The sequence below is a fragment of the Paenibacillus sp. J31R120 genome (genome assembly GCF_056269225.1).
In genome coordinates this window covers 51,213-66,213 of the sequence record NZ_JBWDNN010000005.1, presented here as the reverse complement: position 1 = coordinate 66,213, position 15,001 = coordinate 51,213, and the positions used below count along the sequence as shown (strand labels likewise).

General features: G+C 52.4%; 14 protein-coding genes and 1 riboswitch. Of the genes, 6 read left to right on the top strand and 8 right to left on the bottom strand.

Annotation, left to right across the window (positions count from 1 at the left end):
* Positions 1-191: 191 nt before the first annotated feature.
* Complete coding sequence (locus tag AC0YNW_RS18690; protein WP_475833227.1) at positions 192-1,475, top strand: UDP-glucose dehydrogenase family protein; 1,284 nt, start codon at positions 192-194, stop codon at positions 1,473-1,475.
* The gene (locus AC0YNW_RS18685) at positions 1,472-2,422 is read left to right on the top strand and encodes an NAD-dependent epimerase/dehydratase family protein (RefSeq protein ID WP_475833226.1); all 951 of its coding nucleotides are present in this window, start codon (positions 1,472-1,474) and stop codon (positions 2,420-2,422) included. The genes AC0YNW_RS18690 and AC0YNW_RS18685 overlap by 4 nt, the downstream gene beginning before the upstream one ends.
* Positions 2,423-2,495: 73 nt before the next feature.
* On the opposite strand, the gene AC0YNW_RS18680 is transcribed toward AC0YNW_RS18685, so the two are convergent.
* The 3 genes from AC0YNW_RS18680 to AC0YNW_RS18670 all read right to left on the bottom strand — a co-directional run bounded on the left by AC0YNW_RS18680 (position 2,496) and on the right by AC0YNW_RS18670 (position 5,174).
* A complete protein-coding gene (locus AC0YNW_RS18680; protein ID WP_387476080.1) occupies positions 2,496-3,434 on the bottom strand; it encodes a ribose-phosphate diphosphokinase in 939 nt (312 codons plus the stop codon).
* Positions 3,435-3,522: 88 nt separating this feature from the next.
* The gene (fabV, locus tag AC0YNW_RS18675; RefSeq protein WP_387476082.1) at positions 3,523-4,713 is read right to left on the bottom strand and encodes an enoyl-ACP reductase FabV; all 1,191 of its coding nucleotides are present in this window, start codon (positions 4,711-4,713) and stop codon (positions 3,523-3,525) included.
* 245 nt (positions 4,714-4,958) lie between these two features.
* Positions 4,959-5,174, bottom strand: coding sequence for an alpha/beta-type small acid-soluble spore protein (locus AC0YNW_RS18670; protein ID WP_387476084.1), 216 nt, complete (start codon positions 5,172-5,174; stop codon positions 4,959-4,961).
* Positions 5,175-5,345: 171 nt separating this feature from the next.
* Between AC0YNW_RS18670 and AC0YNW_RS18665 the strand changes: the two genes are divergently transcribed.
* Entirely contained in the window at positions 5,346-5,930 is a 585-nt protein-coding gene (locus AC0YNW_RS18665; RefSeq protein ID WP_475833225.1) for an ATP-dependent DNA ligase, read from the top strand.
* A 94-nt stretch (positions 5,931-6,024) separates the two neighbouring features.
* On the opposite strand, the gene AC0YNW_RS18660 is transcribed toward AC0YNW_RS18665, so the two are convergent.
* Positions 6,025-6,507 carry a C40 family peptidase gene (locus tag AC0YNW_RS18660; RefSeq protein ID WP_475833224.1) on the bottom strand — a complete coding sequence of 161 codons (483 nt, stop codon included), beginning with the start codon at positions 6,505-6,507 and terminating at the stop codon, positions 6,025-6,027.
* A 198-nt stretch (positions 6,508-6,705) separates the two neighbouring features.
* Between AC0YNW_RS18660 and AC0YNW_RS18655 the strand changes: the two genes are divergently transcribed.
* On the top strand, positions 6,706-7,485 hold the full coding sequence (locus AC0YNW_RS18655) for an alpha/beta hydrolase (RefSeq protein WP_475833223.1): 780 nt from the start codon (positions 6,706-6,708) through the stop codon (positions 7,483-7,485).
* A 22-nt stretch (positions 7,486-7,507) separates the two neighbouring features.
* On the opposite strand, the gene AC0YNW_RS18650 is transcribed toward AC0YNW_RS18655, so the two are convergent.
* From AC0YNW_RS18650 to AC0YNW_RS18640, 3 genes are all read right to left on the bottom strand, one after another.
* Complete coding sequence (locus AC0YNW_RS18650) at positions 7,508-9,643, bottom strand: hypothetical protein (RefSeq protein WP_475833222.1); 2,136 nt, start codon at positions 9,641-9,643, stop codon at positions 7,508-7,510.
* 411 nt (positions 9,644-10,054) lie between these two features.
* On the bottom strand, positions 10,055-10,879 hold the full coding sequence (locus tag AC0YNW_RS18645) for an aldo/keto reductase (RefSeq protein WP_475833221.1): 825 nt from the start codon (positions 10,877-10,879) through the stop codon (positions 10,055-10,057).
* 32 nt (positions 10,880-10,911) lie between these two features.
* Positions 10,912-12,078: an iron-containing alcohol dehydrogenase gene (locus AC0YNW_RS18640; protein WP_475833220.1), complete on the bottom strand. Its 1,167-nt coding sequence runs from the start codon at positions 12,076-12,078 to the stop codon at positions 10,912-10,914.
* A gap of 182 nt (positions 12,079-12,260) precedes the next feature.
* Here AC0YNW_RS18640 and AC0YNW_RS18635 point away from each other — a divergent pair, with 182 nt between their 5' ends.
* Complete coding sequence (locus AC0YNW_RS18635; RefSeq protein WP_475833219.1) at positions 12,261-13,166, top strand: ArsR/SmtB family transcription factor; 906 nt, start codon at positions 12,261-12,263, stop codon at positions 13,164-13,166.
* Between the two features lie 91 nt (positions 13,167-13,257).
* Here the strand turns inward: AC0YNW_RS18635 and AC0YNW_RS18630 are convergent, their stop codons facing one another.
* Positions 13,258-14,148 (bottom strand): J domain-containing protein, encoded by an 891-nt coding sequence (locus tag AC0YNW_RS18630; RefSeq protein ID WP_475833218.1) that lies wholly within the window; start codon positions 14,146-14,148, stop codon positions 13,258-13,260.
* A 183-nt stretch (positions 14,149-14,331) separates the two neighbouring features.
* Here AC0YNW_RS18630 and AC0YNW_RS18625 point away from each other — a divergent pair, with 183 nt between their 5' ends.
* Positions 14,332-14,850, top strand: coding sequence for a hypothetical protein (locus tag AC0YNW_RS18625; RefSeq protein ID WP_475833217.1), 519 nt, complete (start codon positions 14,332-14,334; stop codon positions 14,848-14,850).
* Positions 14,851-14,951: 101 nt separating this feature from the next.
* A riboswitch (PreQ1 riboswitch) is annotated at positions 14,952-14,995 on the top strand.
* Positions 14,996-15,001: the final 6 nt, after the last annotated feature.

Genomic DNA, 15,001 nt, shown 5'->3' with positions numbered 1-15,001 from the left:
TGTATTTGTATGGATCCCCGATGCAGCTTGTTTTGGCGCTGTATATATTCATATATGGACATGGATGCAGCTTGTTCTTAAGCATGTTCCCAAAAGTTTTGTAAATCAGCCCTGTTAAACGCCGTTTCACTTGAACTCTCTGATGCACATGATACTGTACAGTTAAGGTTGCGAAGAGAGGATGCAGCTTCATGAACATTGGAATTATCGGCGCCGGTTATGTCGGGCTGACGACGGCAGCCGTGTTGGCGGAGCTTGGGCATGTGGTCTATTGCGTGGATCGCGACAAAGAGAAGGTTGAACGACTGAATAACGGCATCATTCCGATTTACGAGCCAGGGCTGGAGGAATTGGTGGATCGTCACCGAGCCGGCAATCGGTTGTTCTTCCGCGATGATGTGGAGGAAACGGTGAGGCGTAATGAAGTCATTATGATTGCAGTAGGGACGCCATCCGCGACGGATGGCTCAGCCGATCTCGTCTTCGTCAGAAGCGTGTTGAACGATATTGCAGGCGCGCTCAGCGATCCTAAAATTATTATTATGAAAAGCACAGTTCCACCTGGAACGGGAGAGTGGGCGGAGTCATTCTTGATCGAAAAAGGCGTATCTAGAGAGCAATTTGAAGTAGTCTCGAATCCGGAGTTTTTGCGCGAGGGGACGGCTATCTACGATACGTTCCATCCCGATCGGATTGTAATCGGAACGCAAAATGAAGCGGCAGCGGGAATTGTTCAGTCGCTATATAGCGGAATTGAAGCAAAGACGATCATTACAGGCAGAACGGAAGCCGAGTTGATTAAGTACGGCTCCAATGCATTTCTGGCCACAAAATTGTCCTTTATTAATGAGCTGGCACGAGTGTGCGACGCATTTGGCGCGGATATTATGGACGTTGCAAAGGGTATCGGCAAGGATAGCCGAATCGGGGAAAAGTTCCTGCAGGCAGGCATTGGCTACGGCGGCTCATGCCTGCCCAAGGATGTGCAAGCGCTGATGGCGGCAGCAGCTTCCCAAAACGAGCCGCTTAAGCTGCTGCGGGCTGTCGCGGAAGTGAATGACACGCAGCTGGACGTGTATATACGCAAGCTTGAGAAGATTCTGGGCGGATTAGACGGGACCAGGCATATTGCTGTATGGGGCGCGACTTTTAAAGAAAACACAGATGATTTGCGTTACTCTCGGGCGGTAGCTTTGATGGAAGGTTTGGCGAAGAAGGACTGCGTGCTGACAGCCTATGATCCGCTTGCGGCACCGCCTATAACCGGCGTCGAGTGGAAGGAGAGCGCTTTGGCGGCGGTTGAAGGCGCTGATGCGGTCATTATTGCTACTGGCTGGGAGGAATTCATTCGAGCGGACTGGGAGCAAGTCGTGAAGCGAATGAGGGGATCTGTGGTGCTGGATGGGCGCAATGTACTAAACAGAAAAGCAGTTGAAGAGGCCGGACTTCGCTATGTGGGGGTTGGACGGCTATGAAAATTGTAGTTACGGGTGCGGCGGGCTTCGTCGGGTCTCATTTATGCGAGAAGCTGCTGGAGCGGGAAGAGCATGAGGTTATCGGCATTGACGCATTGCTGCGCGATGAGCTGAAGGTGATTGGGAGTCGGAATTTGGATGAGATTATAGATCATTCGAGGTTTACCTTCCGAGGGGAAAATCTTCTTGATATCGATTGGGATGAAGTATTGAAAGATGTGGACATTGTCTACCATCTGGCAGGGATACCTGGCGTGCGCAATAGCTGGGGAGCGGATTTCGGACATTATGTGACGAACAATATTAATGTGACGCAGCGGCTGCTGGAAGCTTGCAAAGGAAAGCCGCTGAAAAAGTTTGTCTATATCTCTACCTCTTCGGTCTATGGGGAGGTGACGGGCAAGGTATCCGAAGATGCCATGCCTTCGCCGTTATCTCCTTACGGTGTTTCCAAGCTGACAGGCGAGCACCTATGCCGGGTTTACTGGCGAAATGAAGGCGTTCCGGTTGTAATTTTGCGTTATTTTACGGTATATGGGCCTCGCCAGCGGTCGGATATGGCCTTTCATCGCTTTATCCGTCAGATCTTGAACAACCAGCCGATCACTTTATACGGAGACGGGACGCAAACGCGTGATTTCACGTATGTGGGTGATTGTGCAGAAGCGACTGCCGCCGTTGCGGAAGCAGGCGGTGTGATCGGCGAGACGATTAATATCGGAGGCAAAGAGCGGGCATCTATTAATGAAATTATCGAGATGCTGGAGTGGATGACAGGGAAGCCGACGCAGATCATTCATGCGGGCGGGCTTGTCGGGGAGCCACTGCATACGTGGGCGGATATATCGAAAGCAGAGCGGCTGCTTGGCTATTCACCGAAGATCGGGCTGGCGGAAGGACTGCGCCGGGAAGTCGCATTTGCGAAAAAGCATCTTCAGTCAGATTAGGCGGACAGTCGGGCGCAGCTCATAAAAAGAACCTTCGTACCGCAACTTTCGTTCGGCGCGAAGGTTCTTTGGGTTATTCGGACTTGAACAGTGTGGCGATGGAGCCGCCCTCTGTAATGATTCGAATGGCGGTGCCGAGCAATGGAGCCATCGGCAGGATGATAAAGTTGTCCGGACGCTCACGCTCCAGCGCGATCGTATCGGTAATGACGACTTCCTGAATGTTCGGGTGACTGAGCTTATCGACCGCATTTTCGGAGAACAGGCCATGCGTTGCGCAGATGAACGCGTCTTCGGCGCCGCGTTTTTTGAGCGCCTCGACAACGTTGACGATCGTGCTGCCGGTATCGATCAAATCCTCGATAATGATCGGCGTCATGCCTTCAACTTCACCGATAATATGGGTAATTTCGGATTGGTTGTGCGCAGGTCGGTTTTTGATCATGATCGCAAATGGGCAATCGAGCAAGCCCGCCAGCTTCTCAGCTGTTGTCGCGCGTCCGGCATCCGGGGAGACGACAACGGGATTTTTGATCGATTTCTCACGCAAGTAATCGATGATCATATCCAGAGCGGTCAGATGGTCGACCGTAATCTTGAAGAAGCCTTGGATCGGATCGGCATGCAAATCTACGGTAATGATGCGGTCAGCGCCAACGGTTGTCAGTACATCGGCAACCATTTTGGCCGAGATTGGTTCACGTGGAGCGGATTTCCGTTCCTGACGCGCATAGCCGTAGTACGGCATCACGATATTGATTGATTTCGCCGACGCGCGCTTGGCTGCGTCAATCATAACAAGCAGTTCAACGAGATTCTCGTTGACCGGATGCGAAAGCGATTGAATCAGGAATACATGATGGTTGCGCAGCGACTCTTCATAGGATACATGAATCTCTCCGCTTTGCAGCCGGGAGATGGCGGATTTGCCAAGTGGCAGGTCTAGTTGTTCGCATACTTTGCGTGCAAGCTCAGGGTTCGATGAACCTGAGAAAATTTTGATGTTTTTCAACGTTCTGTCCTCCAATTAATCAGTCATATCAAAGCGCTGAGCGCGGACCACAAGGTTCCGCTCTCAGCGCCTTCGCTGTCTATGTGTTTTATTTCAAGTTCTTAATGGCTACATCAGGATTGGCGTCCGCTTCGTAGTTGATGCCGTCCGTCTCGAAGCCGAACAGCTGGAAGAATTCGCGGCGGTAGCCTTTAAGATCAGACAGATCATATACATTCTCAGTAGTCAGATCGGTCCATAGTCTAGCCACTTCCTGTTGAATTTCCGGGCGCATCTCCCAGTCGTCAACACGGATTAGCCCTTTATCGTCGACAAGCGTCTTGCCTTCGCCGTACAACCGCTCGGAGAATAGACGGTACATTTGCTCGATACAGCCTTCATGCAGTCCCTTTTCTTTCATGACTTTGTACAATGCGGAGATGTACAACGGCACGACAGGGATCGCGGAGCTGGACTGCGTGACAAGCGCTTTGTTCACGGATACGAATGCGCGTCCGCCGGATTCGCCAAGCTGCTTGTTCAGGTTGTGTGCTGTTGCTTCCAGGTCGTTTTTCGCTGCGCCAATGGTTCCTTCGCGATAGACGGCATGCGTTATTTCAGGTCCGATATAGGAATATGCGACCGTTGTAGCGTCTTCTGCCAGAACGCCAGCAGCCTGAAGCTCGTCGATCCACATCTGCCAGTCCTCGCCGCCCATAACGGCAATCGTCTGGCGAAGCTCATCTTCTGTAGCCGGCTCAATCGTCGCCTGTGACACTTCGCCGCTGTGGAAGTTGACGGTTTTGTTCGTATACGTCTCGCCTAGCGGCTTGATGACGGAGGAGAATACTTCTCCTGTCTTGGGATGCGTGCGGCGCGGAGATGCAACGCTGTACACAACCAGATCGATCTGGCCTAGCTCTGTGCGGATCAGGTCGATGGTTTTGGCTTTAATCTCGTCGGAGAATGCGTCGCCTACGATGCTGTATGATTTCGTTCCTTGCTCGCTTGCGGCTTCCTCGAAAGCTGCGGAATTGTACCAGCCTGCGCTAGCGGTGCGCGCGCCTTCCGCCGCTTTGTCAAAGTATACGCCAACGGTGTTCGCGCCGGAGCCGAATGCTGCAACGATACGGGAAGCCAGTCCATAGCCAGTGGATGCGCCCACGACTAGAACGTTGCGTGGGCCTTGAATAGTTGGTTTACCCTTTACGTAATCGATTTGACGCTGAACTTGGGCAGCACAGCCTTGCGGATGCGCTGTTGTGCAAATAAAGCCGCGCGTTTTCGGTTGAATGATCATATTGGGATATTCCTTTCTCTTATAAAATAACAAGGTTCGTATGTAGCAAGGACAACTCTATCCCATTTTACCGATTTTTGCACACAAAGGAAAGGAGAAATGAAAAAAGAGAGCGCAGCGGCGCTCTCTGATCCAGGCAACTATAAGCAAGTATACGGTTGATCGGATACTGGTCTTATATGTAGACGCTCTGCCGGATATGTCCGCCAGTGAGCAGTTCGTGCCGATTGCATCGAGCTGCCGGTCTAGCGGCGGCCTGCGAGCTGTTGCTCGGCAATTTGCACGAGACGTCGTGTGATGTAACCGCCGATGGAGCCCATGTCGCGGGTCGTCATATTGCCATAGTAGCCGTCTTGCGGAAGCTGGATACCCAGCTCTTGCGCTACTTCATATTTCATTTGCTCCAGCGCGGCACGCGCTTGGGGAACGACCAGGTTGTTGCTGCTGCTTTGGTTTGCCATCTTAATTCAGCCTCCTTCAATCGTGTGGCGAAGACTAAGCTTCTTTGCTAGCATTCGCTCTGAAGCTATTATGCGCATCCAAAAAAGGATTATTCGCTAATCCCACCTGTATTTACCGACGAATTCACGTATAGATTCATGATAAGATGGGGAATACGGGAGGAAGAGGCTATGTTCATACAACCGATGTTGATGACGGAGAAAATGGAGCCGTTTGAGGATCGCCATTACTGGTTCGAGCCAATCGTTGACGGCCAGCGGCTGCAGCTTCATATGACGGCAGGAAAAGTAACGCTGTTGACCCGGCACGGCAACGATACAACAGCTCAATATCCGGAGCTACATAATGTGCCGCTCAACAGGCCTGCGGACGTCGTGCTGGACGGAGAAGTCGCCTGTCTGGACCCGGAGACAGGGCGCACAGATTTTGCCCGGCTGCAAGAGAGATTTCGCATGAAGGGCATTCCCCGGATCAGGGAAGCCCGTAAGACGCTGCCGGTTATTTATTTCGTATTTGATATCCTCATGTACAATGGCGTCGATCTGCGCAACTTGCCGCTTATAAGCCGCAGGAATCTGCTGGATTCGCTGCTTGAGGACAATCATTATTATGTCAAAATGAGGCATTGGGAGCGGGACGGCTTTGCCGTATACGAAGCTGCCGGGAAGCTGGGACTGGAAGGGATCGCGGGCAAGCATAAGTACAGCCGCTACGTCGAGGGAAGAAGCGACAGCTGGCTGCGCATCAGCCTGTAATGGACAGTGATAATTCGTCATTAGTGTAATTATAGAAAGAGCCTTCAACCCGCTGGCGCTAGCGGGATGAAGGCTTTTTTAGGTGATGGGTCTATTAAAGCACGCGTCTTGCTGTTACATATTTGCCTTTCCAGTAGCTGGAGTTCATGTTGGTGATCGTCACACCTTGGCTGCTGGAGCTATGAATGATTTTGTTGTTGCCCGCATAGATGGCGACATGGCTGATGGATTTGCCGTTTGTCTTGTAGAAGATAAGGTCGCCCATGCTCAGGGAGGCTTTGTCTACTTTGGTGCCCATGCTTGCTTGTGCGGCGGATGTGCGCGGCAGCCACACTTTAAAGGACTTGAATATGTATTGCGTAAAGGAGGAGCAGTCGAAGGAAGCGGTGCTTCCGGCTTTTGCCCCGAATTTGTAAGGGGTACCTATGAATTCCTTGCTCGATGCGATGAGTTCGGTCGAAGTCGGTGTAGCTGCATGAGCTTTGTCGCCAGCTGTTCCAAAGGTGAGAGCAGACCAGGCGATGGCTCCGCATGTTCCGATTTTTACGATGGTTTTAAGCAGATTGCTGTTTCTCATGTTGTTCAGTTAATCCCTTCTTGTTTCGTGATGTATCCACACTATAGCATAGTGAAACAGGGCCTATTTTCCTGTATGAGAATGATAATCCAGCGTCATTCTGCGATTATGAGCGTTTATGAGAAAAACATGAAAATTTATTAATCTTATGCTACATTACGATTAGCTCCATTGATAACACTTTCGAGGGGGATACAAATGGCTCTTCTTACTTGTCGATTTTATTCGGAAACGCTAGGCATGAGCACGTCTATGACTGTTATTCTGCCCCAGGCTACAAGGTCGCAGATCGGAATGGACAATACCGCTGCTGCCGGGAAGCACAAGACATTGTTTCTGTTGCATGGCTTATCAGATGATGATTCCATCTGGGTCAGACGGACTTCGATCGAACGGTATGTGGCTGAGCATGGACTAGCGGTTGTAATGCCTAATGTGCATCGCAGCTTTTATACGGATATGGAATATGGGGAGGCTTACTGGACATTCTTGACGGAAGAACTGCCGGCTGTGGCGCGCTCCTTCTTTCCGCTCTCTGAAGCAAGGGAAGATAACTTTGTGGCGGGTCTATCGATGGGCGGCTACGGCGCATTCAAGTGGGCGCTGCGCCATCCTGACCGGTTTGCTGCGGCGGGAAGCTTCTCCGGAGCGCTTGATATTGCGGCGCATGTGAGGGAAGTTGGGGACTTTAACCGCATCTTCAAGCTGATCTTCGGTGACAAGGAGGTTCAGGGGACGGATGATGACTTGCTTGCGCTGCTGGGGCAGTCTGCTTCCGGACAGAATGGGCCAAATCCGCTTCTATACCAATGCTGCGGCACCGAGGATTTCTTATACAACGGCAACAAGGCCTTCCGCGATGCATGCGAGAAGACCGATTACAAGCTGACTTACAAGGATGGGCCGGGCGGACATAGCTGGGCCTATTGGGACGAACATATTCAGCAGTTTCTGAAATGGCTTCCGCTAGGCATGTAGCCTACTGGAAGCGGCTACATGCCTAGCGGTTGGCTTTGCTGATCATCTCGCGATGGTCCCATAGCAAGGACCGCAGATTGGACTTGGAGCCCTGTATGACAAAGTGTGGAATGCCATACATCTTCGCAATGTCGATACCGTCCCACGTCGCCCGATGGGATGTGGAGGTGATGAGCAGGAATAGCGCTTGCGAGCGGCGCAATTCTGCCGCGACACGCTCCGGATGGTCGCCGGTATCATGCGCCAGCTCGGCGCCGCTTTCGTGAACGACATGCTCGAACCACTTGCGGACGCCTCCGACGATGGTAATGAGGCAGTCTTGCAGGAAAGGCGTCGGCTGCTCCTTGGACATAAGCGATTTTCTTTTTTCTTTGTTTTTCTTCGATGCGGATTGCTCAGCCTGTGCCGGGTGCACAGGCTTTGTTTTGCCTGCGTCGGCTGTCAGGACTTCGCCCTGCAGGCGGTAAAGCTTAGTCAAACGCGCGATATGGCTGCCCTCAGCAACGTTGAAGGAGCAGGGATCGCCATGCGCAGGCTTCTGAATTTCGATATCTTTGTAATGAATTTGATAGCGGTTGGACGGATCGTTCATATCGACGCAGAACCAGAGATGGCCTTCGCCCGTCTCGATATAGCCGTCAAATTGATGGATGGGGGAGAACGCATCGTCTCCTTGAAAAAGCAGCTGCAAATCGTAATACAGCGACTTGCCATCCTGCTTGACCGGCGTACACAGCATCTCGGCCTCGTGCTGGAGCTCATGCTGCTGGACAAGCGATTCCGTAATGTTGAACGATTCGCCGCTTTCCAGTCGAATAAACCCGCCATGATCGCGGCGGAAGAAGGTGCCGTACAACGAGTTCGGCGAAGGCTGCACATGCAACAGCGGATGGGAATCCTCCGCTTGCACCTCTGGTTCCAGCTCCTCGCAGACGATTGGCTCGACAGTCTGTTTATTCCGAAGGGGCTGAACTTCTTCAATCGGAAGTGTATTCAGCATGAGATACTGGTCTAGCGCATCCAGCAAATCCAGCGCCTTGCGCATGCGGTTGCGGGAGGCGAGGGCGGTATGCCGCGAATCATCATTGCGCGACGCCGGTATGGACTGTGCGACCGAGGCAAGCTCCATCTCGATGCTGTGAGACAGCAGCTTTGCGATGGATTCCGGGCTGGTCAGCTGGTTCCGCACATCGGATATGGCCTGCTTCAAATTCGCCTTGTCCTTCTCCTGATAATCGAGATCTTTCTTCTGATCCTCGATGGTGCGCTCCAGACGCTTATTCTGCTGGTTCAGCGCGCGAATCTGCTCCATGAAATGGTGGCGTTCCTCCAGCCAATCCGCCTGCTCTTGCTTCCAGTGGCGATCTCGCTCCGTCTGGGTGCTCTGCTGCTGGATAATCATGTCAGCAGCTTGCTCCGCTTCATCTCTCAAGCGCTCGATTTCCTCCTCCAACAGCTCCATTTCCTTCGACTTCATCCTGATCAGCTTGTTCTTCTGGACGAGGTCATGCTCCAGTCTCTGCCGCGTCGAGCTTTCTTTTTTATATAAATCACCGAGTATTTTGATTTTCTTATCCAGCTTTGCATGGTCCGTATGCTCCTCTTCGGGAGCTTCCGCTTCCGTCGGCAGCTCCCCCAACAGATCGGCATCACCGGTCTGCAGCCAGCGCTCCTCCAGCTTTTTCATTTCCAGAAGCCAGAGATCATGCTCCTCCGATTTGCCGGGGTGGAAATAGAGTGTCCAGTAGTGGGACCAAAATCCCTCGGTCTCCAGCCGCTTCTCTTGCTCGTCGAGCAGGGCGGCAAGCGGGGGCCAATCTTCATCCTGTTTGTAAGGCAGCTTCTGAAGCACAGTCAACATCATCCGGCGCTTCAGGGCGATATTGCCGGGAGCTTGCTGCACATAGGTCCGAAGCAGCTTCACGAACAGCATATCCGGCCACTTGCGAAGTTCGCGCCTGGCAAAGGGGAATTCCAATGTTAGCGCCATCGTCAGCTTCTCCTTGTCGGAGAGCTGCTTGGCATAATCGAGGAACATTTCGTTCGGCAGGGGCTGATGGGTCTCCCGCTCCAATATCGTACGATAGGCCTCCATCTCTTTTGTCCATTCGGGGGATTCCAACAGGCCCGAGATACGGGCTTTTGACTTTATATCCACCAGCGCTCCTCCTTCGCGAATTGCTCTAGCAAACATTCGACAAACGTTTGCACTTTTCCTTTGAACAACAAGGACGTTCTGTGAATTATTTACAGGATAATCGTTTCATTGATGATGAAAAGGCATGACTTGCGGAATGGGTGGGGACTTTAGCACTATTCGGTACATAAGCAGGCGTGATTCCTTCTGATTTCTGCTTCTTCCCTGAACGGCTCATCCGACAATAGAATAAGAGGATAAAATCTTCTTCTATATGATATCTATTCCTACTAGGTTACTATATTCATCTATGCTTGCGCAAAGCCGGAAATTTGGACCCGGAATCAGACGGTAGTCCTTCCGGCATTCCTGTGGGAATACAGCAACAGCGCCGAAGCATCATGCTTCGGCGCCGCTTGGTAACGAAGATTATTAGAAATTGAAATTGTCAGGGTCCGGACCAAAGCGCTGGTTGTTGTTCAGCGCCGAGATTTGCGCGACTTCCTCTTCGGTCAATGCGAAGTCGAAGATGTCTGCGTTCTCGACCAGGCGGGAAGGCGTTGTCGTTTTCGGAATCGTCACGACACCTTGCTGGAGATCCCAGCGCAATACAACCTGTGCAGGGGACTTGCCGTATTTTGCCCCGATCTCGGCGAGCAGCGGCAGATCCAGGTTGCCTTGCATGAGCGGGCTCCACGCCGTAAGACGGATGTTATGCTCCTGGCAGAACGCATGGAGGTCGACTTGCGTCAGTAGCGGGTGGTATTCCACTTGGTTGACCATTGGAACGACTTCGCTCGATTCAATAAGGTCCTCCAGATGATGGATCTGGAAGTTGCTTACGCCGATAGCGCGGGCTTTGCCTTCACTGTATATTTTCTCAAGCGCTCTCCAAGTATCCTTGTATTTGCCTTTCACTGGCCAGTGAATAAGAATGAGATCGACATAGTCCATCTGCAGCTTGTCCAGGCTGGCTTGGAACGCTGCGAGCGTCGTATCATAGCCTTGCTCGGCATTCCAGATCTTGGTCGTGACGAACAATTGATCGCGCGCTACGCCGCTGGCGCGAACGCCGGCGCCTGTGCCGACTTCGTTCTGGTAGGCTGCCGCCGTATCGATGCTGCGGTAACCCGCTTCAATTGCCGCTTGTACGGTAGATGCGGCTACGTCATCCGCTACTTTCCATACGCCGAGGCCGAACTTCGGCATGTCAACGCCATTGCTTAAGGTATAGCTTTCTGTCAACGCTTTTGTCATGATGGAGTGCTCCTCTCGTTAATAGGGATTCATTATAGGGACATGCGCAAAATTTCACGAACATCGTTCCTGCCGAGACGCTTAAACGAGCCGATATCGCCGTAACGAACCGCTTCCTCAGCCATCCGATCGAGCTGATCCTCACCGATGCCGAAGTCCGCGAGCTTGGATTCCGCGCCGATGCGCGTGAAGAAGTCGCGAGTAGCCTGGATGCCCGCTAGGGCGATCTCGTCGTCCGATTTGCCGGCAGGGTCAACGCCCCATACGCGGACCGCATACTGAACGAATCGGTCGATCCGCTCCTGGTACACATAACGCATCCAGTTTGGGAAGATGATGGCAAGGCCGGCGCCATGGGGAATATCGTAGATGGCGCTCACTTCATGCTCGATGCCGTGTGAGGCCCAGTCATTGGCCATGCCAAGGCTGATCTGTCCGCCGTTCAGCGCCATAGTCCCGCACCACATGAGGTTGGCTCTTGCGGCAGCGTCCGCCGGATTGGCGGTGGCGGGCTCTACATTCTCGATCACCGTCTGCAGGATAGATTCGCAGAATCTTTCTTGCAGCGGCGTATTGGTTGTTTTGCTGAAGTACTGCTCGAATACATGCGACATAATATCGACCGAGCCGTACACGGTATGATTGCGAGGCACAGTGTAGGTCAGCGTCGGATCAAGGATCGAAAACTTCGGATACAGATGAGGGCTGCCGCTTCCACGCTTCAGCTTCTCTTCCCAGTTGGAAATGACGGTATTGCCATTCATCTCCGAGCCGGTAGCCGCAAGGGTCAGGACCGTGCCAATGGGAAGCGCTTGCTGGATCGAAGCTTTGTGCGTGAAGAAATCCCATACATCGCCGTCATACAGCGCGCCCGCCGCAATGGCCTTGGATGCGTCGATGACGCTGCCGCCGCCAATCGCCAGAATGATATCGATCCCGTGCTCCCGGCAGATATGTATGCCTTTCTTCACCGTAGTCAGCCGCGGGTTCGGCTCGACGCCTGCGAGCTCGAAGATCGCAACGCCGGCATCCTTTAATTGCTTGACTGCGCGCTCGTACAAGCCAGTGCTCTTGATGCTGCCTCCGCCGTATACGAGAAGGGCTTTCTGTCCATAGGATGAGGTCAGCTCTCCGATTTGATCGGCTGCCCCTTCACCGAATACGATGCGGGTAGGGTTGTAAAATTGAAATGGATTCATAGCGCGCCTCCTTTTAAATATTAACTTTTAGGTTAACTAAACTGAAAAATACGGCCTTTCGGGATTCATTTTATTGAATAGAGTGTGGGCTGTCAAGTTGTACGGCTTCTATTGTTAGATTAACTTTTAAGTTATATAATGAAGCTGCAAATGGAGTAATGACAGGGAAAGGGTTTTGCAGGATGGATATTGAAGTGAGCAGCCGCAACATGGGATTTTTGGAATGCTTCTCCTCTCCTACACGCGTCCGAATGATCGAGCTGCTGGGCGAGAGGCCCATGAACATCAAGAGCTTGTCGGAAGCGCTAGACATAAAGTCTCCGATCGTGACCAGGCATATACATATGCTGGAGGAGGCGGGCATCGTCCGAAGCGAAAGCATAGCTGGCAAGCGGGGAATGCAGAAGCTATGTTATTTGCAGCTTAGCCAGGCAACCTTGTTGTTCAAGGGCGCGCCCAAGCCGGAGGATAAAAACCGATACTTCGTCTCCTTGCCGGTCGGCACCTATGCTTCCTACGAGGTCAAGCCGACTTGCGGACTTGCCGCCGCCGACAGGATGATCGGTATGTGCGACGATCCCCGGTATTTCGCTGACCCGGAGCATGTGCATGCACGGGTTATCTGGTTCGGATCGGGGTACGTGGAGTATCGCATTCCTAATTATATGGTCAGCAATGAAAAGCCGGATTCGCTGGAAATTTCGCTGGAGATTTGCTCGGAAACGCCTTGCACGGTCAACCATCTGCCCTCTGACATCGTATTTTCAGTGAACGGGACGGAAGTGGGTACTTGGACATATCCTGGGGACTTTGGTGGTGCAAGAGGGGTCTATACGCCGGCTTGGTGGTACAAAAACATCCATTACGGGCTAATGAAGACGATCCGCGTGACACGCCAAGGCTCGTTCATCGATGGCGTGAAGGTGTCCGATGTGACGATCGACGGGTTGTCCCTGTCCTATGACAAGGAGATTTTGTTCCGGATCGCCTGCAGCGCTTCGGCGAAAAATTGCGGAGGCGTAACGCTGTTCGGCAAAGACTTCGGCAATTACAATCAGGATATTGAAGTCACGCTGAGATGCCTGTAGTCCGTTGCATGGAATGGACTGACGAATAGAAGAAGGGCAAGTCCATATTGCAGCACAGCTGCTGTCATGGACTTGCCCTTTGTTGTATCCCTTACGGCGAGGGAATGGTCTTCGCATAATGCTCAATAAACTTCACGGCGTTGTCAGGACGCTCCGCGTTGGCGCGGACGCCGGCGATCAGCTCGATCTTCATCATTGGCAAATCCTTGAACAAGTCCGACTTGCTCAAATCCAGGCCATAGACAGAGCCTTCCGGGTCATCCTCCGTCTTCAGTTCAAGGGCAGCCGCCCCGTCCGCGTAAGCGGCCAGCTCAGGGCGGTCGTCAAGCGGCAAGAGCGCCCCCTGCGGCCCAAGCCACTCGAACATATATTTGTCCATCAAATATAGATCGGGAATCTCGGACATAAGCGTTACGAGCGCCTTCTGCAAATACGCATACCGGTTCATTTCGTCCTGCGGGATGAAGATGGTGGAGTATTCCAATCTCTTCCACTCTGGAAACGGCTTCATTAATGCGTTCATTACAAGATCCTTTTCTTGTCCGCTTTCTTCCATGAAGGTGCCCATAAACGTCACTTGCAGGTCCATTGGCGGCAGGCTGGCCAAATATCTTTCATGCTCCTTATGATCGATATAGCTCATAATGCCATAGATAATAACCCCGATCAGTGCGATGGCGCCTAGCGTATGAATCTTATAATACCGCCAGAAGTGATCCAGCTTTTGCGCTTTGCCCGCCATGTTTTTGTATTTGCCGTATTCTTTTTCATTGAACTCTTGCGTGTACTTCTCGTCCTCACGGGCCAGGATGAGCCGGTATGCGGCCGTCACCTGCCGAAACTCCTCGTCTCCGGCCGGGTCTCCCGACTTGGACCGCGTCTTCTCCCGCCTGACTAGCGTCGAATAGCGTTTTTCCACTTCTTCTTTGGATGCATGCTCCTTAAGTCCCATTGCCTTGTAAGCTTGCTTCAAATCGTCCACTCTGTCACCTCTATTGAATTAGGAGATCTAGCAATCTGCTATATACAAGTATACGGAAAAAGGGAAGCCCAACGCAAACTTGGAACGCCTGTAATTTTGCGAGGCATGGTACAATAGAAGGAAGTCCCTGATTAAGGGACCCTATTTTCTTGAATCAGGATGAAATAAAGAGGTGAATACAGCATGTTTGACCCGACCATATTCGATAATTTGAAGGTCGCTTTCGAGAATGAATTGTACGATCTGGATAACCTGGATCGGATCATTGATATTACAGGCCGCAAGGATGTACTCGACATGGCGGTCATGTCCCGTGAGTTCTCGGTGTCCTTCCGGCTTGCGGGGAGCGGAGACGGCGTAACGGCCGAGCTGGTGCTGGATACGTCGCTGCGCGACCTGTCGGCAGAGATACTGGAGCTGCAGGGGGAAAAGGCCGCTTGCAGCCTCGTTATCCTGTTTCATACCGAGGTGGAGGCGGATGGCCTCGAGGCGCGCTGCCGGGAGATTGAACGGTGTATCGCCGATATTTGGATGCCGGAGAAGGTTCCCGTCCAGACGCTCAGCCGGGTATTCGGTGAGAATAGCGAACGTTACCGCAACCGGGTAGAGCTCCGCTTCAGCCGACGGATCGGCGAGGAGCAGATGGAGGATATTCCGGAGCTGATCGAGCATGCCGTTCGCACGCTTGCGGCGCTGGCGTGAAATAATTGCTATTTGCATCCCCCAGCGACTATGCTATAGTACGAGTGAACAATTGAAGAGAAAATCCGGCTCAGCAGCGAGGCCAGCAGGCTTGGGTGGCGCCGGGAGAGGTTCGCGAACTCCCTCTATAAAAAACTAAAACGAAAAGCGG